The following is a 23,040-nucleotide window of genomic DNA, read 5'->3' on the forward strand; positions in this document are numbered from 1 at the left end:
CTGTCCGGGTTGGTCTGTGCTCCTTTTCCTGATACAATAGATCAGGCTGAACGAGCGAAATTACGGAGAAAGGGGCTATTTGGAAGTGGCACAACTGTTTTTTAAATACGGAGCCATGAATAGCGGCAAATCGATTGAGATTCTTAAAGTCGCCCATAATTATGAGGAACAAAACAAGCATGTCCTTATTTTCACCTCTGCACTCGATACACGCGACGAGATCGGTTATGTATCATCGCGTATTGGCGTACGTCGCCAGGCGATTGCGATTCATGAACAGACGGACATTTTTGATATCGTCAAAAACTATAAACCGAAGCCTTCATGCGTATTGATCGATGAATGCCAGTTTTTGAAAAAAGAAGCGGTCTTGCAACTCGTCGCGATCGTCGACATGCTCAATATCCCGGTGATGGGCTTTGGTCTCAAAAACGACTTTCAAAATCAACTGTTTGAAGGCAGTCAATATATGCTGTTATACGCCGACAAAATCGAAGAAATGAAAACGATCTGCTGGTTTTGTGAGCGCAAAGCAACGATGAATATGCGGATGTTAAACGGCAAGCCTGTATACACCGGCGAGCAGATTCAAATCGGCGGTAACGAAAGCTACTATCCCGTCTGCCGCAAATGTTACAACAATCCGCCAATCTACTAATTAGCCTAGTAAAACAGCCATACCGGATGAACAGATCAACCGGCATGGCTGCCACATTTATGACGACAATCGTTCTATACCGCTATACGGCACGCGAAACGCGAATTAGTTGACGCGTTCTGCTCTTGGTTCTTCTTGCGGGCCTTTCGTTTCCAATTCGAACTCTTTGCGTGTTTTCACATCAACGATGTTCAGGTTAATTTCGACTACTTCAAGACCGGTCATCCGGTTCACCGCTTCGCTTACCTTTTTGATCAGCTCGTTAAAGATCGTTGGGATACTTTTGCCGTATTCCACAGTAGCGACAAGATCAAGTGCAACCTGTTTCTCGCCCACTTCTACATCTACGCCACGAATGACATTTTCCGAGTTGCTGAAGCGACCTGCCAAATTGCTGAAAAAGCCGCCTTCCAGTGCCAATACACCTTGTACTTCATTAGCTGCCAGTGCAGCGATTTTTTGAATTACTTGATCCTCAAATGTCAAAGAATTTTTGCGTACTTGTACAGGTGTTGTTTGTACATGAGTTTCCGTTGTATCCAGTCTAGTTTCTGCCATGTTCAGTCATCCTTTCTGTGTTCCATCGGTTTATTGCGCTACTATCGGTTGATAGCAGCACGCATCAAAACTTTGTCAGGTAACTTCAATTGCTTTGCGGCAAGCGATGCCCTTCAGCTTGCCCGATATTTATAATAAAAGGATTCGCCCCGGTATCACCGAAAAGCGATGATCCTGAATACTTGTTGCGGTTACTGCTGTACTGCTTGCTACCTCGTAAAGCTTGCTACCTCGTAAAAAACTGAATCCATCTTTGCACATCAAGTGCACCATCTTGCCATTTACCGATCAGAAATCCGACCAGCATACAGGCGACGATCAGCAGCGTATATTTAAAACCGATCGTAATCCACAAAATACCAACTAACAATCCAAGCAATGTCCACAATATCCGTCTACGGTAAGGTAACAATTGTTCCAACATCAAGCCCAATCCCTCCTTTAGATGACACGGGGTACGTTTTTGTTTTGTTTTTCTTGCTGGCGCTCATCGATGCGAACTTCGACACGCACATGGTCAATTTGCAGCAATTGTTTCAGTTGCTGTTCCACATGCAATTGCAGCTCGCTTGCTGCGTCCACCACATGGCTCGTCGGAATCAAGCCGCCGCGAATAGTTGTGTATACGGAATTGTTGCTCTTTTTGAGTCGGGTATACACCTGCGGTTGTTTCAGCACATTTTTCTCCTGTACGGCGTGGAAAATAGTCTGTTCAATCATATTCTGGGTCAAACGAATCGTGCCGACCGGTGTCAAAATATACAGTGCCCGCGTTTTGGGACGAGCGAACAATCCGATCAAAAACAATAGCGCAAAAACGATAAACAATACGAGTGCAACGATCGCGATCGTTTGTAACGCCCACGGCTGTGTATTCAAGTAATTGTCGACCATACTTGAAAAGTTGCCGAGCGGGTACACAATCGCGCCAAACACTGCCATTGCCGCCATTCCCACCAGTCCGATAAGTACAAAAATTAAACGTGTCAGCCTGTTCATGCCATCTCTCCTTCACTTGTGAACAGTCCCTGGAATGAGGCAATACAAACGATGTCATATTGCCACAGGATCGGTGTTCAAGTTGTTGCTTACACAATGTTGACATGGGTTAGTTTAAAGCTGCGGCATTGCTTTAGCTAAGCGATTCGTACAGCTTATCGTCCTAACGATACAGAACGGGTCTGTCCATCATATCGCTCACCATCATCGCGCATAATCGTCAACCGATTACGCACATCCGATACGCAGCAATGAAAAGATTACAAAATTGTTAATTAGAAGTTAGCTGAACTATCGTACGTATGCATCATTTGGAAATCGTTCTGCTTAGTATTCGTTACACATAATTTGTATGATGGAAACAAGCAGAATATGATCTCCTGTACATGCGTGCACTTGTCCACCTAACCTGCCTTCCATTCAAGCGATAGTTTGCATATGCGCCGTGCGCAATTGGCTTGTGCCAGCTTGAAACCTGTTATTAGAATAACCAGCCTCTTTACTAGTTGAATCACTTATTTATATGACTAAATTGTAAATTATGTTAATTAGATGGAGGAATTATGTAAATAATGACGATATAATTATACGATCCATGCGGACAGCAAAAAAGGATTGCTAACCTAGACTTTATGCCGTCTAAATTGCAAATCCCTCTCTGTTTACGTATATCGATACCGCTTGATTGAGTTCAACCGCTTCTGCCACTTTGTTGCGATGACCTGCTGCACACGTACGATTTCGATTCGAGTACATTGCTGCATACGCTCACTTACAAGCATCGTTTATCCATTATTGTCGCCTATCGTTAGTGCCGGATAACCGACCGAAGCGAGCAAACTGCCGGTTAATTGTGTCAGATGTTCTTCCGGCGCTAATGGTTGCTCATCCAGCAGCGGCATGACCGGATACGACTTCACCGTATTGCTAGCAAAAATAATGCTGCCGATCATCTGTAAGAGCGCCAGATCGAGCGAGCGAAAATGAAATAACCCCTCCGCTCTCCCCTGTTCCAAATAATGACGCAGCAAGCTCCACGCTGGCAATGTATACCGCTGAATGACTTCAATACGTTCAGAACGCAGCGCAAATTCCTGATGTAAAATAATCGAAATTTCCGGATCGTGCTGCCATAATTCAAATAGACGTGCGACTAGCTTTTGCACCCCACTCACCGGATCAAGCTCTTTCTGACGCAGCGCATCGGAAAACGGCTTGCCTAGCAAAAACGCTGCTAGCATCGCTTCAAACAACTGCTCTTTGCCGCCATAATAATACGATACGAGCGATATGTTCGCATCCGCTTCACGGCAAATTTCACGCACGGTCGTCGCATCAAAGCCACGGGCGGCAGCAAGTTTGCGTGTCGCCTTCAAAATGCGCAATTTGACATGTTCTTCATCCTTGTTCAAACGAGTCACTTCCCCAGTTCAGTTAATTAAGCCGAAATTACGATTCGGTAATAACGACCGGAGCGGGAGCCGGTATACGATTTTGACGCAGCGCTGTCGCTATCGCAATAATGATCAATGCGACGAGCAAAATGAGCACTAACGCCACACAATCCATCCCTGTACCACTACCGCCAAACAAAATGTTCATCAGCCCTTGTACCGCATACGTAGCCGGGAATAGATGACCTAGCCATTGATAAAATGCAGGCAACAACTCGCGCGGCATCATCGCGCCTGACGATACAAGCTGCACCGACAAAATCAAAATGTTAAACAACATGCCCGGCATTCCGAGCACAAACAGAAACATTTGCGCTACAAACATAAACGTAAGCAAAAACAACGCCTGAAAGCCCCACAATGCGAAGAAACCATGTCCAAGTTGTCCGCCCAGCAGCGCCACAAGCGAGGTGCCGACGAGCGATACGATAACCGCCGCCGCTGTAGTCACGAGCAAACGCACCGTCATACGCGGCCAGCGACCGAAGCGGGAAGCGAGCGCACGCGAGGAAATTTCAAAGTTTTGCCCCATAATCATCGCCCCGACATACGATGCCAAAATCATCATCATCGGCACCATCTGGTTGTTCATGCCTTGCACCGGATTGACCGATTCGATATTGGAAACGACACGCTGCGACAATGCCGCCGCCATGCCTTGCGCCTGCTGAGCAGATGCCTGTCCGTTAGCTCCTAACACGCCCTGTAGCCCGCTTTGAATCGCCGCTCTGTTCACATTCGCGGTAATACGATCAGCGATACTAGTCATCATATTTTTGATCATAACCGGATTCGATTCATTTACGAGATAATGAAGTTGCGCCGGATTAGCTGACGTAACCATTTTGCCAAAATCAGTCGGAATTTGCACGATCATCTGAATATGGCGATCTTGCAATTGCTGCTGCGCTTGCTCCATCGTCAGCCCTGTTTCCACATGGACTGGCAGCTTGCCGTTCAGACCTTGTACGATCTGCTCGCCAAACGTTTGATCTTCATTCACAATCGCCACGCTTAAATGATCCAAACGATCGGTAATGCCATGATACCCTGTCATCCATACGACTGCAAAAATCAATTGAAACAAAATCGCGGTGGCGATGCCGACACCTGTCGTCGGTATTTTCATAAATGCTTGCAAAATTGGTTTCATATCTGCTCCTTTGCCTACCCTTTTTTTCTTTTCGATCGTTTCAAACAGTTGTTTTAAACATTTGTTTTATTACTATAAAAGCTGTAAGCGCATACTGTCAAAGCTAAAATTTAAAATAATAAAACAGCCCAAAAAGCACATACGCATCCTCATCCGGAAAGCGTATGTGCTGTATTGCTTACCTATTTATTGCAATGCCGATCAGTTGATCCATTGCACTACTTGTGCGGTTGTACGTCTTGCTTTTGGACGCACTTCTTTATCGGTACGATAACCAAATGCGACCATCACACTCACGCCAAATTCACTATCATCTAGCAAACCTTCCGCTTGTAGCAGCTTTTCGACCAAATCGATTTGAAAGCCTTCAATCGGGCAAGAATCGATACCGATTTCGGCGGCAGCAGTCATCATATTGCCAAGCGCAATATACGTCTGTTTGGATGCCCAGTCGAACAGACTGCGCTCGCTTTCCAGCAAGTTTAGATCGCGCTCCTGAAATTCACGATAACGTCCCAATACTTGGTTAAACACTTCTTCCGGCATCTGTTTAACTTCAATCATTTGCTCGCGTAAATACGGCGAATCATAACGCACGTTTTTACGTGCTAACATAATCACAAAATGGCTCGCAGTCGGCAATTGACCTTGTGCGCCCCATGCCACTTCACGCAGCTTGCTGCGCAGTTGTTCATTTTGTACGACGAGGAATTTCCACGGTTCCGAGCCAACCGAGCTTGGTGACAGACGTCCGGTTTCCAAAATAAATGCAAAATCATCCTCCGAAATTTTACGCTCCGGATCGAACGCTTTTGTTGCATGTCTGAATTGATAAGCTTCCAAAATCTGTTGCTTTCTCAGCTCTTTATCCACGTATAGTTCCTCCAATATTTATATGTTTAATAACATGTTTACTTTTAGTAACAATGAAATTATAAAATGGATGCGTGCTACTGTCAACCAGCCGAACAGCTATTTTGGCAAAAGACAGTAGCAATATGCTGTAATGATGCTGTCACTGGGCGGCGCGAAGCGGTTTGATGTTTAGCCGTAGCTATGCCAAAACCGGATCGCAGCAACGACAAATAACGCGATTACAAATTATCGTAATTGCGTTATTTTATATACAACTTTTGTATCCAAACGATGCCCGTGCAACAGCGTCATGATCTCGATAAGATCGCGTCCCTGAAACCATGTTTCCATATTGTACGATAATCTCATGCTGTTTATCCCAATCTAAAAGGATTGTCGGTTATGATTGGATTAGAATGAGCTTCAATAATTGCGGCGACGTGTCCGCGATCCAATTGGTGATTAACCCTATCGACTGTAAAATCTTCAGCCTTCTTAGTATCCATTTTAAAGTGTAAACCATTGTAACGCAGAAATATAACTAATGCTGTACATGCTGTTCGTTTATTGGCATTATGAAAAGGATGATTTTGCCCAAGTGACTCAAATAAAGCAGCAGCTTTTTCGTAAATAGTAGGATAAGCATCTTCGCCAAACGCTGTAGATTGAGGGCGATATACAGCTGGTTCGAGCAAATCAGGTTCTTTAACGCCAATATATTCCGCTGGACTATAACGCTGAATCATAGCAACATTAATAGCAATAACTTCCTGAATAGATAAATAACGAATCTTTATCATCTGTCTTTCAGCCCATGCAGTGTTTGATCATATTCCTCAATAACATCTGTCAATGTGGTCATAAAATCTGAACTAATTCCAACAGGCAATGAAACTTTTGTTGATTTCTTGATCATAATTTGTCCGGATTCTGGATCAACCTCAATACTAACTGTATCCCCTTGATCCAATCCAATCTGTTTTAAAGCATCTGTCATAGTTATTCCCAAACTATTACCGAATTTAGTCACTTTTCGTTCCATCTCAAGCATTCTATTCATGCTCATGCCTCCTTATCCCATTGAATCGTTATAACAATTATACATACAAAATTCAATCTGTTAGAAAATAAAAATGGATATAAAAATCCCCTCCATTGCGAAGTATCGACCGTTTGATGTCATTAGGTCTTTTCATCATCTGCTTGGAAGGGAATATATTTTCCGTTATATCACTTTGTTTAGCTAAGCATAAAACAAAGTTGTTTTGTTGTACGGTTAGCTCCATTGCAGCTTCGTATCGATACTAACACCAGTATCCCTACTCAGGCAGCACAATCGTATACGTTCCAGAAGCGACTACCCGGAAACGCAAGCCATGCGAATAGGATGATGACGCATTATAGTTAACTAAAGTTGCATCGATAGCTTGCTGCTGTCCAGCGGCTGTTTGTAATTGAACGCGCAGCTGTTGCAGTTGCTTAGCGGTCAATTCGCTATTTTCAATCGGCAACGTGACGTACATTTTACCGACGCCATTTTCCACTGTTACTTGCATCGATGTAGATTGTGCGCCTTCCGGCTTGGATAATGTATGATCGGTGTGTAGCTGCACATTCATATCGCGATCAGTCAATGCTTTGACCGCTTCTGCTGGAATCATTAATTCGCCGTACAATGCTTGCACGATCAAGCCATAATCGGAGCGTGCCAACATTTCGCTACCCGCGTGAGTGACTGTAAAATACAGATCAGCGACATCGACCGGTTTTGCCGCAGGCATATAGTATACGCCCATATTGCCGCCATCTTTGCGCAGCATATCAACTGTAAGTGCCGACTCTTTCGCTCCAAATACGAGCTTATCGCCAAGCCATTGATCCGCGTTCACCTGGCGTTCAACCGCGAGCGTAACCGGACGCTTGCCGCCAGGCTCATTGCTAACCAATTTGCCTACAGGATAGCTAACGATAGCCGTTTGGGCAGGATCAGGCAATGTTTCCACCGGAATGACTGTGCCCGTTGGCAACTGCACCGAAGCGGGAGCTGTTGCCGTCGAGATCGATTTGTCTCCCATCGCTGCCGATGCGATCGACACTGATGAAGCATCAGACGAATTGGAAGCAACATCTTGCTGGGGTTTAACAACAATAGACATAATAAGCAAAACGATACTACCTAGCAGCAGCGCCGTCACTCCTACAGTTACTGTTGTGTGCGTGCGTACCGAGCGAGATGCCGACTTCAGCCAATCATGTAGTTTCATAGCGAACTTCTCCTTATTTACGGCTCGATGAACGTCTGCTCTGCTACCGCTTCCATTCACTCTACCAGCCTGTATGCTTAAGAAAATATAAGTCATCCCGACGACAGCTATATATTATGAACCAATTGCAAACAATTGGAGTATGATTACGATTCGAGCTTAAGAGCTGAGCAAAATCAATCGAGCTTAAGAGCTGAGCAAAATCAAAAATGGCAGTAGCATTAAAGCAACTACTTATCATACAGATGATTTAACCGTTCAAAAACTGCATAATCATCGAAAAACAGGCATGAATGCACACAAATAATTACATAATATAACTTAATTTACTTTATTTAATTATAGATCATTTCGTTTCGTAATAGTTGTAAAACAGGAGAAATAGGACATTATTCCCATGTCCTATTTTTTAGGATTATCATCTAATATTTATACGCACAATTTATAGGTAAGGTTGATCTTGTTTGAAGAATTTGTAAAAATAGTTTTGAGCCTTTTGTCTACGGGTAAAGACAGAGGGAACTCTCTTTGAGGAGGTACTACTATGGGATTTATGGAAAATTGGAAAGCACTTCAGAAGTATTCTGCCCAATCGGCGGAACGGTTTTTGACCATCTATCTGAACACTGAACCAACTGCCAACACCCAGCCGGAATGGAAAATACGCCTCAAGAACGGTTTTAAAAAGCTAGCCGAGTATACCGAAGCTGGCGAGGAAAAACGTTATCTCGATATGTTATTGGATATGCAAGCCAAAGTGGAAGAACGCATCGAAAACAGTCGCACTGACATGAAAAAAGGATTGATCATCGTCACCGATTCAGCAGGCGGACTGTTCTTCTGCGAAAAGGTACAAACTGGCGTACCGAATGCATTTTATTTTGAGTCCGAGCCGCATTTGGAAGAACTGGAAGCGATTATGTCGCGGTGCCCGGCAGCCGGTATTGTACAGCTAAGCAATGATACCGTTACGATTCTCGACAGCCTGCTATGCGAAATTCATGGTGAGCATTATTACGAATGGGACTTGATCCGTGACGAATGGCGCGAACGTGCCAGCCAAAATACGAGCGATTTGAAGTCCGCCGTGAACAAACAGCGCGAACATTATACCGAGCAATGGGATGTGATTCGCCCACGCTGGATTAAGCGCTTAGTGCCGATAATTGAAAATATGGCAAAGGAAAAACAGTGGGAGGAAATCATCCTAAGCGGTGAAAAGCAGCTGGCTTCCCAAGTGAAAGAAGCGCTAAACACACGCATTTCCGTCCATGTCGTCCCGAAAAACTTGAGCAATATGAAGCCAAAAGATGTGCTTCAGGAAGCATACGCCGTCCTGCAAGATTAATCGCAGCCGCACGCTGACACTTATTTCAGCACGGCGATCACTGTTTTAGCTATCCACGATTGAAAGCAACAGCTCTCCGCCAGATCGAAGTCATCTCGATCTGCGCCGGAGGGCTTTTTTGACAAAAACGAAACAGAACACTTGTTCCTATTCGAAAGTTTGTGTTATGCTACGTATAACATTAACATGGTAAGCAAGGCGCAGACATGTAGCAGCCATTTTACATATAAATTCAAACGTATAAGCGATTGTGCACTAGGCGGTCTGCCCCTGTTGTTACATGCTATTCAATCGACTGCCTGACCGAAACATTATCGCGCAAAATATAGCTACCATTGCACATACCATTAGAGCAAATGTAGCTACCGTTCGAGCCCAAATCGATATTACACAAGGAGGGATATGATGAACATCCAAGTCACAGTCAAAAGCCCATCACGTCGCCGTAGCAGTCTAATACAGCAGACGATTGCACTGGACGGCGAACCGACAACGCTACAGCAATTGCTGACGATGCTCGTACGCTCAAGTGTGCACGCCTTTGCCGAACGTCAGCGTACAGGCAGCATTTTGCCGTATTTAACCGAGCAGGAAGTACAGCAGAGCGCACATACCGGTAAGATCGGCTTTGGACATGTGGAGGATACACGGACACCGGATGAACAGCAAGCGATTGCTGCCGCATTGCTCGCCTTCCAAGACGGTTTATATCGCGTTTTCCTGCGTGATGAACAACTGACACAACTGACGCAGCCGCTTGCGTTGCAGGAAAATGACACACTCGTACTCATCCGGCTAACGATGCTGGCAGGACGTTTATGGTGACGATGCCTGCATGACAAATAGCATTTCGTTTACGATGGTATTCCGTTTATAATTTCATTTTGTTTGTACTACGGTTCGTTTGGAATTGTGCGGTGTGCACACTTGTCTGTAAACGACAAAAATTTTGTTTATACTACAGTTCGTTTGGCATCGCATGTACTGTACAGCAAGCAACGAAAGACAGGTGAGCACAAATCGATGAACCGCAGATAACGCCAAAAGATCGTGCCATCGGCATGGATCATCGCCCACCATACAAGCGCAGAACGAGCTGCGTACACGCTCTATATGATCGATTGGAAACGCAACGTCCGCTATAGCTGGGAAGGCTGGAGCAGCCTAGCTGATCTGCTGCAAGCGCATATTCCGGTACGAACCAAAACAGGTGGCACGCATATCTCGATGCAGCCCTGTGCCAAAATCGCCAAACAAGCGCTACTATTGCATGTCGATGAAAGGCAGTCTGAGCAACTGGAACAATTATTTTATCGCTCATTGTCCAAACGGCGCTGGTCGGCGTTATTGCAGCAAGTTGACGCTCAATGTTATTGACCTATACCAAAACAAGATGACCTCAAGCAAGCCCATTTGAAAGGAGCATTCCAATGGCAACTTGGCATGAAATTACGGTAGAACTGAAAACGCGTTTCTCCGCTATTAGCGAGACGATAGCAGGTGACGAACGGCTGATCGCTGAGCTGTTTACGCAGCTTATATCCCATTTGTATGTATATAACAGTGAGGCGTATGAGCCGCTCTGTCACAAGCTGGATGAACTGGCTGCCGGGGATGATCACCGTTTATTTGATACGCTGCTGCCTGTGATGGAGCAGCTAGTTGGCGCGGAAGCGGTCGCTCCATTGCACTATATGATTCAGCATGCTGCCGAGTATCCGTACAGTATCGGTTATTTGCGTCGTCCGTATCGCACACGTAATATGCTTTTACATACAAATCGATTGCTAGACAAAATGTGTTCGCTGCTGCGTCTGTACGGTGCAGGCTTCAATCTGCACGACTATTTAAAACGACCAGATTATGAATGGCATCATATGCCCAACGAATCAGCGCTTGCTGACCTGATTGCATACGCGCTCGATGAAGGGGACGAAACGGTACACGAACTATTGCTGGACATTATTCAGGGTGAAAATCAAACCGCCCTGCTTAAACATGCGATGCTCAAAGGGATGCTGATGTCGCATCGTCCGGAATGTTACGAGACGGTCGCTAATCTGCTGCTTGCTGCACGCCTGCAAGAAGGGCTGCGCCAGACGATTGCCGAAGTGATGGACGAAGGCACGATCGAGGCGATGACGGTGCTGCTCGGTACGATTATTGAACATGATCTCGTTCGTTATAGCTCGATCGTACGTGCTGTTGATGTGTGGACAGGCATGAATTTGGAAGCGTCTCAACAACGTGTCGCCGGGCAGATGCTGCAATACGTGCATGACGCGTTACTAAATGAACAGCTGCGTACCGAATGGCTAAGCAGCGAAAATGCCAATCAGATTTACATTAGCTTATGGGCAACCGCCGTATATGAGGAAAATGATCTGCCATCACGTTTGCAGCAAGTGATCGCTTCCGGTATTCGCTATCGTAAATTGGTGGCATTGTACGTCTTAACGAATAGTCAAAATAAAGAGCTACGCTTCGAGATTGCCCGCAAGTTGCTGCATGAGCAGGAGCTGAATCCAGCAACCGATCCGGAACTGGTCGATAGCATCATCGCCAATTATGTGTACGGTTGTGAGTTCACCTGGGATGTTGTAAATAATGCGCTTGAATCTGAGCGGGTGCTTCGTGCTCCACATACCCCGCAACTGGCGGATCAGGCAGAGCGTGAGCGCGATTTTGTGCGCATTCGTTCCTTGCTGGAGCTGATGCCTGCTGCTGAGCTGTCCGGCGTATCGGATACATTGTCATTTTCGACTTATTATTTGCGCACCGATGACCTGATCGACAAACTGCTCTATTTGGCAAGCTATGCGCCTGATCCGGTACAACTGGAACAAGTGCTCGATTTGAAGGAACAGATGTCGCCCGATTTACGTGGGCGTGTGCTTGAGTATGTGATTCGTGATGGCGAACATCCGGCACAGCGCCACTTTGCGCTGGCAGCATTGTCCGACAAAAGTATAAGCAACCGTGAAAAAGCGATTCGCTGCGCATCCAACTTCGTGTTAAGCGATGCAGAAATTCAGCGAATGGAAGACCTGTTCCGACTTAAAACCGGCTCGCTGCGGCAGAGCGGTATTCGGCTGCTGTTATCGCAACCAGAGGAACGGCTAGAGACGGTCGTACCGCGCTTATTAAGCAGCAACAATGAGCTGCAACGATTAGCTGGGCTGGAATTGCTCACCGAGCTGCAAGCTCAATCGTCCAGACAGGAGCAATTTGCCCGCCTTGTCGGTGCTACCGATTCGTTCACCAAACCTACCGTCAAAGAACAGGTGCTGCTGGACAAGCTGCACAGTCAGCAGGCGGAGTATACGGCAAGTAATGGCTTTGGATTGTATGATCCGCAGCACCGGGAAGCCGCTTTGGATGAACCGGTCGCTATCGGCAGTTTCCGGATCAGCAGCGATGTGCTGACGATGGAGCCGGAACGAATCAAGCGTATTTTCCAAGAGCTGAATGATTTAGTGTATACCCATCGCAATGCGGAATATGCTGTACATTATGCCAACGGATACAAAGCCGATCAATTGGTCGGCAATAGCTTGCAACGTATCCACCAGCAACCGCCGAGTACGACGAGCGAAACGGATCAAGCAGCGCCAAATCTGCTCGACGATTATCCGCTTGCTGACGTGTGGCGCACGTATTTTGCTGAATTGAAGCTGACTGCGCATGAGCTGTTGCAATTACAGTTTTATATCCGGCTGGAAGCGATGAATAGTACGGTGCACGATTTGAACTTTTTCTGGTATTATCGTGACCATTTCTCCGAAAACGAGCAGCTGTTAGACGGTTGGCGTAAAGATTATATCGAGTCCGTTTATCCGCTGGAACGAATCACCGAGATTCAGCAAACAAAGGAAAAGCTGGATTATCGTAATCAGATCGAATCGTTAATTACTGCACTGATGGATGAAATGCTTGATTCGCAATCACTCCATTGGAGCAATCTGGCGGTACATCAACTGTTGCAATCGTTTCCGGCGGAGCGTCTGGACAAAGAAGCTGGCATTTTAAATATGCTGATCAATCCGTGGGTACGTACTATACGCGAACGCTGGACGAACGATGAGCAGTTCAAAGAACGATTCCGTACGATGTATGCCATTGAACAGATTAGTGACAGGCTTGACTATGGTCTGCAAGGTGCTAATACGCTGGAAGATTACGCCTATGCCCATCAGATTGGCTTAATTAACGATGCTGCGATTTATCGCCTTATTATGCATGAACCAGAAAATAAACGCCAACTGATGCATCAATTGACGAATACGTATGCGCATAGCCATATCGTTGATCACTTCCCAAATTTACTGCCATTGCGTGAAACATTAATCGCCCGTTTACTGGACATTGAATTAAAGCGCGGTGAGTTGCCGACACCGGTATCTGTACTTGCTTCTAACATTATGCGTTTTTACGGGATGCGCTATTTTGTAGCTCTGTTGAACAATTTGCAACAGGAAACGTTTGTGCGCGGATATATTTACAGCTATAGCAACAATCTGACCAAAAAAGAAATGTTCAGCAATCTGCTTAGAAGCTGCTATCCAATCGAAGGCGAAGACGAGCAACTGTTGGCAGAGCTGCTGCAAAGCCAGCCGGTGTCGGAGCGTCGTCTGCTGGAAGCGGCGATGTATGCGCCGCAATGGATCGAGATTATTGCGAAGCATCTGAACTGGGACGGATTACGCAGTGCTGCATGGTACTTCCATGCGCATATTAACGAAACATTTTCGGCTGAAAAGGAAACGATTGTCGCTCACTATTCACCGATCACACCACAGCAATTTAATGACGGTGCATTTGATCTAAACTGGTTCCAGCAAGCGTATGCGGAGCTGGGTGAGGAACGGTTTGCGATTCTGTACGATTGTGCCAAATATATATCGGGCGGTGCCAATCATCGCCGTAGTCAGCTATTTGCTGATGCGGTGCTAGGCAAGCTAAATTTGCAACAAACGCAAACACAAGCTGCTGATAAACGTACTAAAGATCAACTGCTTGCATATAGCCTCATTCCGCTTGCTGATCGTCATGGGCGTGACGCTGATTTACGTGCCCGTTATGAATTTATCCAGCTCTTTCTAAAACAAAGCAAAGCGTTTGGCGCCCAGCGCCGTGCTAGCGAAAGCACCGCAGCGGCAATCGCGCTCGACAATTTGGCGCGCAATGCCGGTTATGCCGATGTGACTCGTCTGACATGGGATTTGGAAGCACGTAAGCTGGATGAGCTGCTGTTTTATTTTAACGAGTATGAGGTGGAGGACGGATTATTCGTACGGCTGAACATTGATGCCGAAGGTCAGACTAGTTTAAGCGCCTCCAAACAGGGCAAGCCGCTTAAGTCTGTGCCGGCAAGACTGAACAAACATGAATATATCGTCCGGCTCAAAGAGCTGAAAACCGAGCTGACCGATCAGTACAAACGTGCACGCCAGGAACTGGAACGTTCGATGATCAACGAAACTGCTTTCCAAGCGGCAGAGATTACGACGCTGCTGCACAATCCGGTGCTGGCACCGCTGTTCCAAGCACTTGTGTTCCGCAAAGTGACAGATGGCAGTCTCGGCTATTTAGCCGCAGATGGCTCAAGTTTAATGACCGCTTTTATGCCGGAACCGGTCGTGCTACAGCCAACGGACGAAGTAATGATCGCCCATCCGCTCCATCTGTTCCAAAGCGGGCAATGGCAAGCGTTTCAGCGTGATGCGATGGAACGTCAATTCCATGCCCAGCAAAAAGATCGCAGTGATCAGGTACAGCGCGAACCGTTCAAGCAAGTATTCCGTGAACTGTATTTGCCAAATGCGGATGAAAAAGCAAGCGGTACCGTATCACGCCGCTATGCCGGACACCAAGTACAGCCGAGTAAAACGAGCGCTCTACTGCGCGGACGCGGCTGGACGGTAAACTATGAAGAAGGCTTGCAAAAGGTCGATTATCATCATAATTTGATCGCCAGCATTTACGCGCTTGCCGACTGGTTCTCACCAGCCGATACTGAAGCGCCAACATTGGAGACGGTTCAGTTTCATGATCGCTCCACTTATCAACCGATTCCACTGGAACAGGTGCCGCCGATCGTATTTTCGGAAGTGATGCGCGATCTTGATCTGGTCGTTAGCGTCGCCCATGTCGGTGGTGTCGATCCGGAAGCAAGTTTGACTACAGTGGAGCTACGCCGCGTAATCGTAGAGGAAACGATCCGTTTGATGAAGCTGGACAATGTAACGCTCGATCGCAATCATGCCATTATTCAAGGTCAGCTTGGCGAATATAGCGTCCATCTCGGCAGCGCGAATGTGTACAAACAAACGGTCGGCGCGATTTATATCGTACCGGTGCACTCGCAGCATCGCGGTCGTCTATTCCTGCCGTTTGTGGACGAAGACCCACGCACCGCTGAAATAGTGTCCAAAATTTTACTGCTGGCGGAAGACCGCAAAATTAAAGACCCGCAAATTTTGGAGCAGTTGCAGTGATAAGAAACGACAGCCAAGTGCGACGCTAAGGGGCATTCATGCTAATTACTAGTAGCTTGTTTTAAGTACATTTACATGAAGTAGAGACATTGAGCAAACATAACAAGGAGCGCTTATCTTTCTTATCACAAATAACGCTACGCCGCAATCACTACCCATCGGTACAAAACCACTCGGCATCGCTCACATGCGATACGATGATGCCACACACTAGCGATACTAAAGTAGCCATACCCAAAACTCCAGCGCTTGCCTGCAAACGGCAGTCACTGGAGTTTTGGGTATACAAAGCTGATCAAAAATGTTCGCTGCAAAATCAACATTAATCCTCTACGCCGGTTTTGCGCGTACAAAGCTAATTAAAAATTTATCTCGGCACAACAGTACAACTCAAGGCGATACATCGTTTTTGGCGCATAAAGCTAATTCATAATCATTCGACTTCATGCTGATGCCGTGCTGATCGCATTGTTTGCGCACACGGATTATAAATTATACTCATTCCATACCATGACCGCCGCTCCAGTCGACACCGCGCTCTCCTGCAAAATACCGCGTGAGAATTCCGGGCGATAGCTATCGGAATAATAAATATTTTGCTCAGCGACCGAAATGGCAGTGTTGTAAAACAGATCGCCAGCGCTAATCATTACGCCGCCCAAAATAATTTGCTCCGGGTGCAGCACATTGATCAGATTCGCCAGCCCGATGCCCAAATAAGCCGCAGATTGCGCGAAAATCTCCCGTACGTATTCATTGCCCGATTCCAGCGCCTGCACGATGGTGGCAAAGTTGATCGCTTCCGGCTTAATCGCCAAACTGCCACCAATCCAGTGTTCCCGGTTCATTTTGCTACGTGCACGCACTTGCTGCTCGACCGCTTGTACAGATGCAAAAGCTTCCAATGCTCCATAATTGCCAGTGCCGTGCAGACGCGGGCCGTCGGTTTGGATAATCATTTGCCCGATCGAACCTTCCATATCGACCGCCCCATGCACGATCCGTCCGTTCGATAGCATCGCAGAGCGTAGACCAGTGCCCACATGCACATACAACATATGACGAATATGCTCGCTGCGCACTATCCAATGTTCCCCAATCAGCGCGGTATTGGCACCATTTTCGACGATGACTGGCAAACCGGTCGCTTCTTCCAGCCATTGCCGGAGCGGTACATCGTTCCAACCGGCAGCGGCAAAATAAAGCGGGTTCAAAATGCGCCCTTGCTCACGACTAAGCGGTCCGACCGCTCCGACGCCCAAACCGAGCACATGGTCGAGCGGGATACGATGCCGTTCCAATAACTCTTGTACTTTTTCGCCTACATGCCCAGTCAGTCGCTGCGGTGTCATCCCTTCGTCCATATTCCAACGCACCATATCGAGCGGCTTCATTTCCATATCGTACAAACCGAGCACAGAATAAATACGGGAAATGTCCAAGCCGAATATATACCGATGCCCTGGATTAATTTGATACAAAATCGGTCTGCGCCCACCGGTGGACTGTCCAAAGCCGGATTCCATAATCCAGCCTTCTCGTGACAGCTCATCCAGCAACCGCGTCAGACTACTGCTGGTCAATTGGAATTGCTCCATAATGTCCGCTTTGGAAATATCGCGCTGCACCGCAATACGATCGTACACCGCTTTTTTGACGGACGGCATCCCTTTGAACTGTTTAGCCATATCGCCCCACCATTTCCTATAATTCTTATCGGAATTGTTTTAAGCTATTATAGCCGGTTTTGAGTGGGAATGCTATCGATTTATGTCATTTTTGGAGTTAGATATAGGATAGGGTAGCTGTAAATACACAAACACAACAAGCTACTGTCATACAGACAGCAGCTTGTTAACTATGCGTTTCATTTATATTTATTGCTCATTTATACTCATTGTCGTCTATATTCATTGCTGTCTGTACTCATTATTGTCTATATTCATTGTCATCATACGGATCGGATCGTTTCGTTTACGGCATAACATATATCGCATAATGAGTAATGTCACTGCATGTCTCGCCATCTGGATGGGCAGGCAACCTTTTGCGAACTTATAAGATCGTCTTAGTGCTGCGATGTTAGACAGGCGAAAATTGAGATCATTTGTATTGCGCCTCAGTTACAACGCTAATGCGTTCACCGACATGGGCGGCTTTTTCCGCTTCGTCTACGATCGCAATCGCGTAATCGGCATAGCTGGAATAGCTGTTGCCTTCGCTGTTGACGGTCAGCTTTTCGCCTGCCAGTGTGTAGTTGCCTGTGCGTGGGCCGCTAGGATCAAAAAAAGCACCTGGGCTTACGAATGTCCAACGAATACGAGACGATTGTTTTAAGTCGGTCAAGTTTTGACCTTGGTTGGATGCGGTTGGTTTGTATTCGTCCGGGAAATCCGGTGTGTCGATTAGACGCGTCGTTTGCGCATCGTCCACATACAGACTGCCTGCTCCACCTACAACGATCAGACGCGTATGAGGAGCAGCTTGCAAAATATCGATCAGATGACGCCCAACCGTTACATGCTGCTCGGCATGCGGTGTCCCAAATGCGTTCACCAGTACATCAAAGCCGCTAATATCGTCGGTAGTCAGTGCATTTGCTTCCTTTTCGAGCACATTTAGCTTATCGTTTTGCACTTTGCTGGCGTTGCGTACGATCGCGGTTACCTCGTGTCCACGGTTCAATGCTTCCTCTGCGATGAGTGAGCCTGCTTTACCTGTTGCGCCGATAATTGCAATTTTCATATTTATATCCTCCTCGGTTAGTATGATCATGTGTATCGGGTGGAGCTGTTGTTTATACGACTTACATGTAACTATTTTAGTTACAATTAAAACTCATGTCAACCGTCTATTGTACGTAAATGCCTGCAATGGGTATGGAGGCACAACACGAGTTGAAACGAACTGGAGACAATGGATTGGATCGCTCTCTGTGCGAGCGTGTGGATTGAAAGCATACGGTGTCCAATCGTTGACCGAGTTCATACCGCCACGCTCCCATGTCGATATGTGTTATGTACAGACGGTATCTATGTACAACTCGGTTATTGTTTATCGGAATTAGCATGCTACAATACGTACAGGTTACGGTAGCGTTAGCCCTCATTCGTTTACTAAAGCAATGTACGGGTGAATTACATAGTGGACATGCTGTTATAGGCATAGTTATCATTGTACAAGCTGTCGTTTACTGAAACCTCTTATCTCCATTTATTTCAATTAAAAGCAAGGAGTGGTACATATGAACAAACTCGCATGGATTGGCACCGGGCATATGGGATTGCCGATGGCGCGCAATTTGCTCAAAGCTGGTTATTCGGTACAAGTGTACAATCGGACGGAAGCGAAAGCTGAAGCGCTCACACAAGATGGCGCAACATTATGTCCATCACCTGGTGCGGCGGTGGCGGCAGCGGATACGGTATTTATTATGTTAACTAAGGGCGATTCTGTGCAAGCGGTGCTGGAAGGTAAAGCAGGCATTTTGCAGCATATTCGTGCCGGTGCATGCCTCATTAATATGAGCACGATTAGCCCGGATGAAGCGCGCGCATTTGCGTCAATGGCAGCGGAAGCTGGGGCGACATATGTGGATGCTCCGGTATCCGGTACGGTTGCGCCTGCGGAGCAAGGACAGCTCGTTATTTTGGCTGGTGGGCAAACGGATGTTGTGCAGCGCTGTCAGCCGTATTTTGATGTGCTGGGCAAGCATACGATTCATTTTGGCGAAGTGGGGGCTGGGAGCTCGGCTAAGTTAGCGATTAATTTAATGCTTGGTGTGACGATGCAAGGAATTGCGGAAGCGCTAGTCATTGGTGAACATGCCGGATTAAAGCGCGCACAGTTGCTGGAAATGATCGGTCAATCCGCTGTTGCTACACCGCTGCTTAATGCGAAGCAATCGATGCTGCTGCAAGAGCAATTCCCAGCTGCTTTTATGGTCAGCTTGCTGTCCAAAGACCTCGGATTGTTGGTGGACGAAGCACGTAAAAAAGATGTCGAGCTACCGTTAGCGGCAGCCGCTAGCCGGACGTTTGCTGAGGCGGTGGAACATGGCAAAGGCGAGCTGGATATGGCGGCAATTTGGCTGGAGTTACAAGAGCGCAATCGCAAATAATATACGTTGTACCCGTCGGTCGAGAGCAAGTTCGCAAAATGTGAGTGTAAGCGCTTCGTGCAGAGCGTATTGTTGAACTTTTTGCTACGAAATTGGTACTGTTTATGTTTGTTAGCCATCGTTCACCGCGCATATGAATGAGGATCATTTGATCGAAAAATGATTCTGTGAAACGAAAAGATACTACTGCTAACGATGTCTATTCACCGCCTCGCTTCACTGTTATAAAAAACCGCCCTAATGCAGAGCGATTGCGGATCAATTCCGATCGTCATCTGACAGTAGGGCGGTTTTATGTTATTCCGTAATGTGTAGCGGTTGTTGTTCATTCACAAATGATCCGGACATATCTATACGCTAAATTAGCGAGAGACGACGGAATAGTACATTGACCGAGATGAATTGGAGTGTTGAAGCTGTTTTAAGATCGCATAGATCAGGATTTCAGCACACAATCCAAATTAACATTGAACTTGGTCAAGGTAGTAGTACTCTGACCGTTTTAACTATATAGTTTGATGTTGCACAGCTTCCCTTTATAAATCAGGATATGCAGCGGATTGAAATCCAACATTTAAAGCAGTCAAGGTAGTAGTAGGCTGTCTCAAATGAAAATTATGTTTAAATGTACCTAAATCGATTCAGCACCAAGCGATGGTTAGATAAACAAACTGTAAATGTACTTGAGACAAGCTAATATACTTTACCGACTTTGACGCCTACATGCGCGCGATGATTTTATTTTACCGCCATACCTTATCCATACGACTTTCCTTCACGCGCTAGCCCTGCACGAATATAATCGATGATCGACTCCGACACACAGAATTGGTTTGCATCGTTGCGAATTACAATATCGCATTGGGCAAGTGCAGCGATTTCTTCGTCAAATGAAGCCATGCGCAATTGCTGCTCCTGTATGCTCACTTTGCGTTCAAACAGTCTGCGCTCTAACTGCTCACGGCTGGCGCTTACGCCGATTAGCAGTGCACGTTCACCGAGCAGTTGTTTGACCAAACGTGCTCCTTGGGCTTCCATTACACTAGAACGCGGCTGTCCATCCTGCCCGGCTTGTTCCAGCGAACCGATGCTCGTACCGTACAAATTGCCGCGATATTCGTTTATTTCCAGCATAAGCCCTTGACGGTGCATCAGCTCAATCTGTTCACGTGTAGCAAAATGGTATTCACGTCCATCTTGCTCGCCTGCTCGCGGTGCACGTGATGTCCAAGTGACGATACGTGGCAGACCGAGACGCGACTGTAATGTACTTTTACCTGAAGCGCTTGGTCCTTGAAAAATAACGATGGAAAATGACATCTTATCCCCTCCGGTGGTGTTCTAGTTGAATCGTACATATGAATACATAAACTAAATCGATAGTTTGTCTTGGCGATTAGTAAATGTGCAGATTGCATATTATAAATCGGTGTTATGTATAAGCCCCTCTGAAATGGTAGCAGCATAAGATGCAGCCTACCGCCTTCTCGTCAACAAGCTCGCTACATAAACACTTGACATCGTATGAACTGCACTATCACTACACGGCAAACGCCTACACCAATCTACCAAATCATCGGCTGATCGCACAGACACGATATGCTCGTATTATATGCTAAAAGCAGCTATCGCTAAAGCGTAGTTAAACAGACATTGATGCTAGGGCGTATACGCAACCTCGTATGATGCGTGCTGCCCTTCAGTCTCTATTTACAACCATGCTATAATAAAATAGGCATGCGCGCTCATCGCGAACACGGATGCTGCTCGCGGTAAGGATATCGACATCTGACACCTTACAGCGCTAACTTAACATCATAGATACGAATGAATAAGCGCAGCAGGTGCTGGCGCTAGGAGGATACATGTATGGAAATGACAAGTTATGAAGTGGAATGGATTCGTGATCCATTTGGTATTTTGGCGGGCAAGCGTTATGAATTCCGCATCGATTTGGACGTGGATGCAGAAGATGATCTGTACACACCGAATGGCGTTTATGTTCGCGCCGTGTATCGGGTGGAAGACGAGCAAGGCAAGCTCGTAACGTACGATCTGGTGGAAAAAGGAACCGATCGCCTGCTGGAATTTGATTTGGAAGAAGATGAGGAACTGGAACTCGCGGCATTTTGCGCAGCACACTGGCAAGATGCTGAACAGTAACGGAGCCTCGCCTCACAATGGGAGGAATGAACAATGAAAATTACATTGCTTGGTGCGACTGGTCGTACCGGTCGGCTTATTTTGCAATATTTGTTGCGTGCCGGGCATGATGTGACCGTACTGGTGCGCTCTCCTGCACGCTTGCACGAGCAACTGTTTACGACCGGCATTCCACCGCTCGATTCGCAAGCTATGCCGATTCGTGGCGAAATGGAGTTGCTGCCGGATTCGTTTGCCGACCAGTTGGAAATGGTGCCCGATGCTGCCGCTTGGACACGAGGGCAATCCGCACATGCGCGTCTGCATATTTTAACTGGTGATACACGCGATCGTAACGAGCTTGCTGCCGCATTAAGTGGCAGTGCTGCCGTAATTAGCGCCATTGGCACCGACAAATCGGATGCACTCACCGTAACGATGCAAGCATTGATTCCGCTGATGGAGCAACAGTCCAGCTCGCGCTTGATCACGATTGGTACAGCAGGCATTTTGCAAAGTCGTACTGCCGCCGACCAATATCGCTACCAGACTACCGAATCCCGGCAACGCAGTACACGTGCTGCCGAGGAACACCGCAAAGTGTATGAATGGCTGCACTCATCGACATTGCAATGGACGATCGTCTGTCCGACGTATTTGCCGGATGGCGATTATACCGGCGCTTACCGAATGGAACGTGATTTGTTGCCAGCAGGCGGCACTCGCATTACAACTGGCGATACCGCTTATGTCGTGTACAGTCAGTTGCAAGATGAACGTTATATTCGCTGCCGGATTGGGCTGTCTGATTGATGAAGCAGAGCGAATGTCCGTTACGTTGCCAGGCTGCCGCACATTCAGATCGATTCGTACAGCAGGGCAGATTGAAATCGATCCCCGTACGAAAGACAGTTTGCTAGTCGTTTATTCCTCATACAGTCGTGTAGATTGAAAGGATTGGCTAAAAACGTCAGCTTGCTCGCTTTCAGTCA

Annotated in this window: 20 protein-coding genes; 8 read left to right on the plus strand and 12 right to left on the minus strand. The window is 46.7% G+C overall.

The genetic code is table 11. From position 1 onward, the window contains the following. Positions 1 to 85 precede the first annotated feature (85 nt). Positions 86 to 658 carry a thymidine kinase gene (locus tag U1I11_RS14830; protein ID WP_322906922.1) on the plus strand — a complete coding sequence of 191 codons (573 nt, stop codon included), beginning with the start codon at positions 86 to 88 and terminating at the stop codon, positions 656 to 658. A gap of 105 nt (positions 659 to 763) precedes the next feature. On the opposite strand, the gene U1I11_RS14835 is transcribed toward U1I11_RS14830, so the two are convergent. The 9 genes from U1I11_RS14835 to U1I11_RS14875 form a co-directional block, all read right to left on the minus strand. Beyond that, positions 764 to 1,216: an Asp23/Gls24 family envelope stress response protein gene (locus U1I11_RS14835; RefSeq protein WP_322906923.1), complete on the minus strand. Its 453-nt coding sequence runs from the start codon at positions 1,214 to 1,216 to the stop codon at positions 764 to 766. A gap of 226 nt (positions 1,217 to 1,442) precedes the next feature. After that, positions 1,443 to 1,640, minus strand: a complete 198-nt coding sequence (locus U1I11_RS14840) for a DUF2273 domain-containing protein (protein ID WP_322907170.1) — start codon at positions 1,638 to 1,640, stop codon at positions 1,443 to 1,445. Positions 1,641 to 1,657: 17 nt separating this feature from the next. Then, the gene (gene amaP, locus U1I11_RS14845) at positions 1,658 to 2,215 is read right to left on the minus strand and encodes an alkaline shock response membrane anchor protein AmaP (protein ID WP_322906924.1); all 558 of its coding nucleotides are present in this window, start codon (positions 2,213 to 2,215) and stop codon (positions 1,658 to 1,660) included. Positions 2,216 to 3,000: 785 nt separating this feature from the next. Then, positions 3,001 to 3,627: a TetR/AcrR family transcriptional regulator gene (locus U1I11_RS14850; protein WP_322906925.1), complete on the minus strand. Its 627-nt coding sequence runs from the start codon at positions 3,625 to 3,627 to the stop codon at positions 3,001 to 3,003. 37 nt (positions 3,628 to 3,664) lie between these two features. Then, positions 3,665 to 4,822, minus strand: coding sequence for a YhgE/Pip domain-containing protein (locus U1I11_RS14855; protein ID WP_322906926.1), 1,158 nt, complete (start codon positions 4,820 to 4,822; stop codon positions 3,665 to 3,667). A gap of 201 nt (positions 4,823 to 5,023) precedes the next feature. Further along, entirely contained in the window at positions 5,024 to 5,695 is a 672-nt protein-coding gene (locus U1I11_RS14860; RefSeq protein ID WP_322906927.1) for an NAD(P)H-dependent oxidoreductase, read from the minus strand. A gap of 356 nt (positions 5,696 to 6,051) precedes the next feature. Further along, the gene (locus U1I11_RS14865) at positions 6,052 to 6,477 is read right to left on the minus strand and encodes a type II toxin-antitoxin system death-on-curing family toxin (protein ID WP_322906928.1); all 426 of its coding nucleotides are present in this window, start codon (positions 6,475 to 6,477) and stop codon (positions 6,052 to 6,054) included. Continuing rightward, a complete protein-coding gene (locus U1I11_RS14870) occupies positions 6,474 to 6,737 on the minus strand; it encodes an AbrB/MazE/SpoVT family DNA-binding domain-containing protein (RefSeq protein ID WP_322906929.1) in 264 nt (87 codons plus the stop codon). Before U1I11_RS14870 ends, U1I11_RS14865 begins: the two co-directional genes overlap by 4 nt. A 259-nt stretch (positions 6,738 to 6,996) precedes the next feature. After that, a complete protein-coding gene (locus tag U1I11_RS14875) occupies positions 6,997 to 7,941 on the minus strand; it encodes a hypothetical protein (RefSeq protein ID WP_322906930.1) in 945 nt (314 codons plus the stop codon). A gap of 544 nt (positions 7,942 to 8,485) precedes the next feature. Here U1I11_RS14875 and U1I11_RS14880 point away from each other — a divergent pair. From U1I11_RS14880 to U1I11_RS14895, 4 genes are all read left to right on the plus strand, one after another. Then, positions 8,486 to 9,289, plus strand: coding sequence for a VLRF1 family aeRF1-type release factor (locus tag U1I11_RS14880; protein ID WP_322906931.1), 804 nt, complete (start codon positions 8,486 to 8,488; stop codon positions 9,287 to 9,289). Between the two features lie 402 nt (positions 9,290 to 9,691). After that, on the plus strand, positions 9,692 to 10,114 hold the full coding sequence (locus U1I11_RS14885; protein ID WP_322906932.1) for a hypothetical protein: 423 nt from the start codon (positions 9,692 to 9,694) through the stop codon (positions 10,112 to 10,114). 225 nt (positions 10,115 to 10,339) lie between these two features. Beyond that, the gene (locus U1I11_RS14890; protein ID WP_322906933.1) at positions 10,340 to 10,666 is read left to right on the plus strand and encodes a hypothetical protein; all 327 of its coding nucleotides are present in this window, start codon (positions 10,340 to 10,342) and stop codon (positions 10,664 to 10,666) included. Between the two features lie 53 nt (positions 10,667 to 10,719). Continuing rightward, positions 10,720 to 15,786, plus strand: a complete 5,067-nt coding sequence (locus U1I11_RS14895) for a DUF4132 domain-containing protein (RefSeq protein ID WP_322906934.1) — start codon at positions 10,720 to 10,722, stop codon at positions 15,784 to 15,786. A gap of 485 nt (positions 15,787 to 16,271) precedes the next feature. Here the strand turns inward: U1I11_RS14895 and U1I11_RS14900 are convergent, their stop codons facing one another. After that, on the minus strand, positions 16,272 to 17,474 hold the full coding sequence (locus tag U1I11_RS14900) for an ROK family transcriptional regulator (protein ID WP_322906935.1): 1,203 nt from the start codon (positions 17,472 to 17,474) through the stop codon (positions 16,272 to 16,274). A gap of 415 nt (positions 17,475 to 17,889) precedes the next feature. After that, positions 17,890 to 18,531: an NAD(P)-dependent oxidoreductase gene (locus U1I11_RS14905; RefSeq protein WP_322906936.1), complete on the minus strand. Its 642-nt coding sequence runs from the start codon at positions 18,529 to 18,531 to the stop codon at positions 17,890 to 17,892. A 499-nt stretch (positions 18,532 to 19,030) separates the two neighbouring features. Between U1I11_RS14905 and U1I11_RS14910 the strand changes: the two genes are divergently transcribed. After that, a complete protein-coding gene (locus tag U1I11_RS14910) occupies positions 19,031 to 19,906 on the plus strand; it encodes an NAD(P)-dependent oxidoreductase (protein ID WP_322906937.1) in 876 nt (291 codons plus the stop codon). Positions 19,907 to 20,662: 756 nt separating this feature from the next. Here U1I11_RS14910 and U1I11_RS14915 read toward each other — a convergent pair. After that, on the minus strand, positions 20,663 to 21,226 hold the full coding sequence (locus U1I11_RS14915; RefSeq protein ID WP_322906938.1) for a guanylate kinase: 564 nt from the start codon (positions 21,224 to 21,226) through the stop codon (positions 20,663 to 20,665). Between the two features lie 549 nt (positions 21,227 to 21,775). Here U1I11_RS14915 and U1I11_RS14920 point away from each other — a divergent pair. Beyond that, a complete protein-coding gene (locus U1I11_RS14920) occupies positions 21,776 to 22,069 on the plus strand; it encodes a DUF6509 family protein (protein WP_322906939.1) in 294 nt (97 codons plus the stop codon). A gap of 33 nt (positions 22,070 to 22,102) precedes the next feature. Continuing rightward, positions 22,103 to 22,861, plus strand: a complete 759-nt coding sequence (locus tag U1I11_RS14925; RefSeq protein ID WP_322906940.1) for an NAD(P)-dependent oxidoreductase — start codon at positions 22,103 to 22,105, stop codon at positions 22,859 to 22,861. Positions 22,862 to 23,040 lie beyond the last annotated feature (179 nt).

Origin of the sequence: Paenibacillus campi, from assembly GCF_034659835.1 — a bacterium.
GTDB classification, from domain to species: Bacteria; Bacillota; Bacilli; order Paenibacillales; family Paenibacillaceae; genus Saccharibacillus; species Saccharibacillus campi.

Coding starts and splice junctions, on each gene's coding strand:
- U1I11_RS14855 (WP_322906926.1), bottom strand. CDS start 4,822: ATGAAACCAATTTTGCAAGCATTTATGAAAATACCGACGACAGGTGTC.
- amaP (WP_322906924.1), bottom strand. CDS start 2,215: ATGAACAGGCTGACACGTTTAATTTTTGTACTTATCGGACTGGTGGGA.
- U1I11_RS14880 (WP_322906931.1), top strand. CDS start 8,486: ATGGGATTTATGGAAAATTGGAAAGCACTTCAGAAGTATTCTGCCCAA.
- U1I11_RS14865 (WP_322906928.1), bottom strand. CDS start 6,477: ATGATAAAGATTCGTTATTTATCTATTCAGGAAGTTATTGCTATTAAT.
- U1I11_RS14895 (WP_322906934.1), top strand. CDS start 10,720: ATGGCAACTTGGCATGAAATTACGGTAGAACTGAAAACGCGTTTCTCC.
- U1I11_RS14925 (WP_322906940.1), top strand. CDS start 22,103: ATGAAAATTACATTGCTTGGTGCGACTGGTCGTACCGGTCGGCTTATT.
- U1I11_RS14905 (WP_322906936.1), bottom strand. CDS start 18,531: ATGAAAATTGCAATTATCGGCGCAACAGGTAAAGCAGGCTCACTCATC.
- U1I11_RS14910 (WP_322906937.1), top strand. CDS start 19,031: ATGAACAAACTCGCATGGATTGGCACCGGGCATATGGGATTGCCGATG.
- U1I11_RS14835 (WP_322906923.1), bottom strand. CDS start 1,216: ATGGCAGAAACTAGACTGGATACAACGGAAACTCATGTACAAACAACA.
- U1I11_RS14840 (WP_322907170.1), bottom strand. CDS start 1,640: ATGTTGGAACAATTGTTACCTTACCGTAGACGGATATTGTGGACATTG.
- U1I11_RS14875 (WP_322906930.1), bottom strand. CDS start 7,941: ATGAAACTACATGATTGGCTGAAGTCGGCATCTCGCTCGGTACGCACG.
- U1I11_RS14915 (WP_322906938.1), bottom strand. CDS start 21,226: ATGTCATTTTCCATCGTTATTTTTCAAGGACCAAGCGCTTCAGGTAAA.
- U1I11_RS14870 (WP_322906929.1), bottom strand. CDS start 6,737: ATGAATAGAATGCTTGAGATGGAACGAAAAGTGACTAAATTCGGTAAT.
- U1I11_RS14900 (WP_322906935.1), bottom strand. CDS start 17,474: ATGGCTAAACAGTTCAAAGGGATGCCGTCCGTCAAAAAAGCGGTGTAC.
- U1I11_RS14920 (WP_322906939.1), top strand. CDS start 21,776: ATGGAAATGACAAGTTATGAAGTGGAATGGATTCGTGATCCATTTGGT.
- U1I11_RS14885 (WP_322906932.1), top strand. CDS start 9,692: ATGATGAACATCCAAGTCACAGTCAAAAGCCCATCACGTCGCCGTAGC.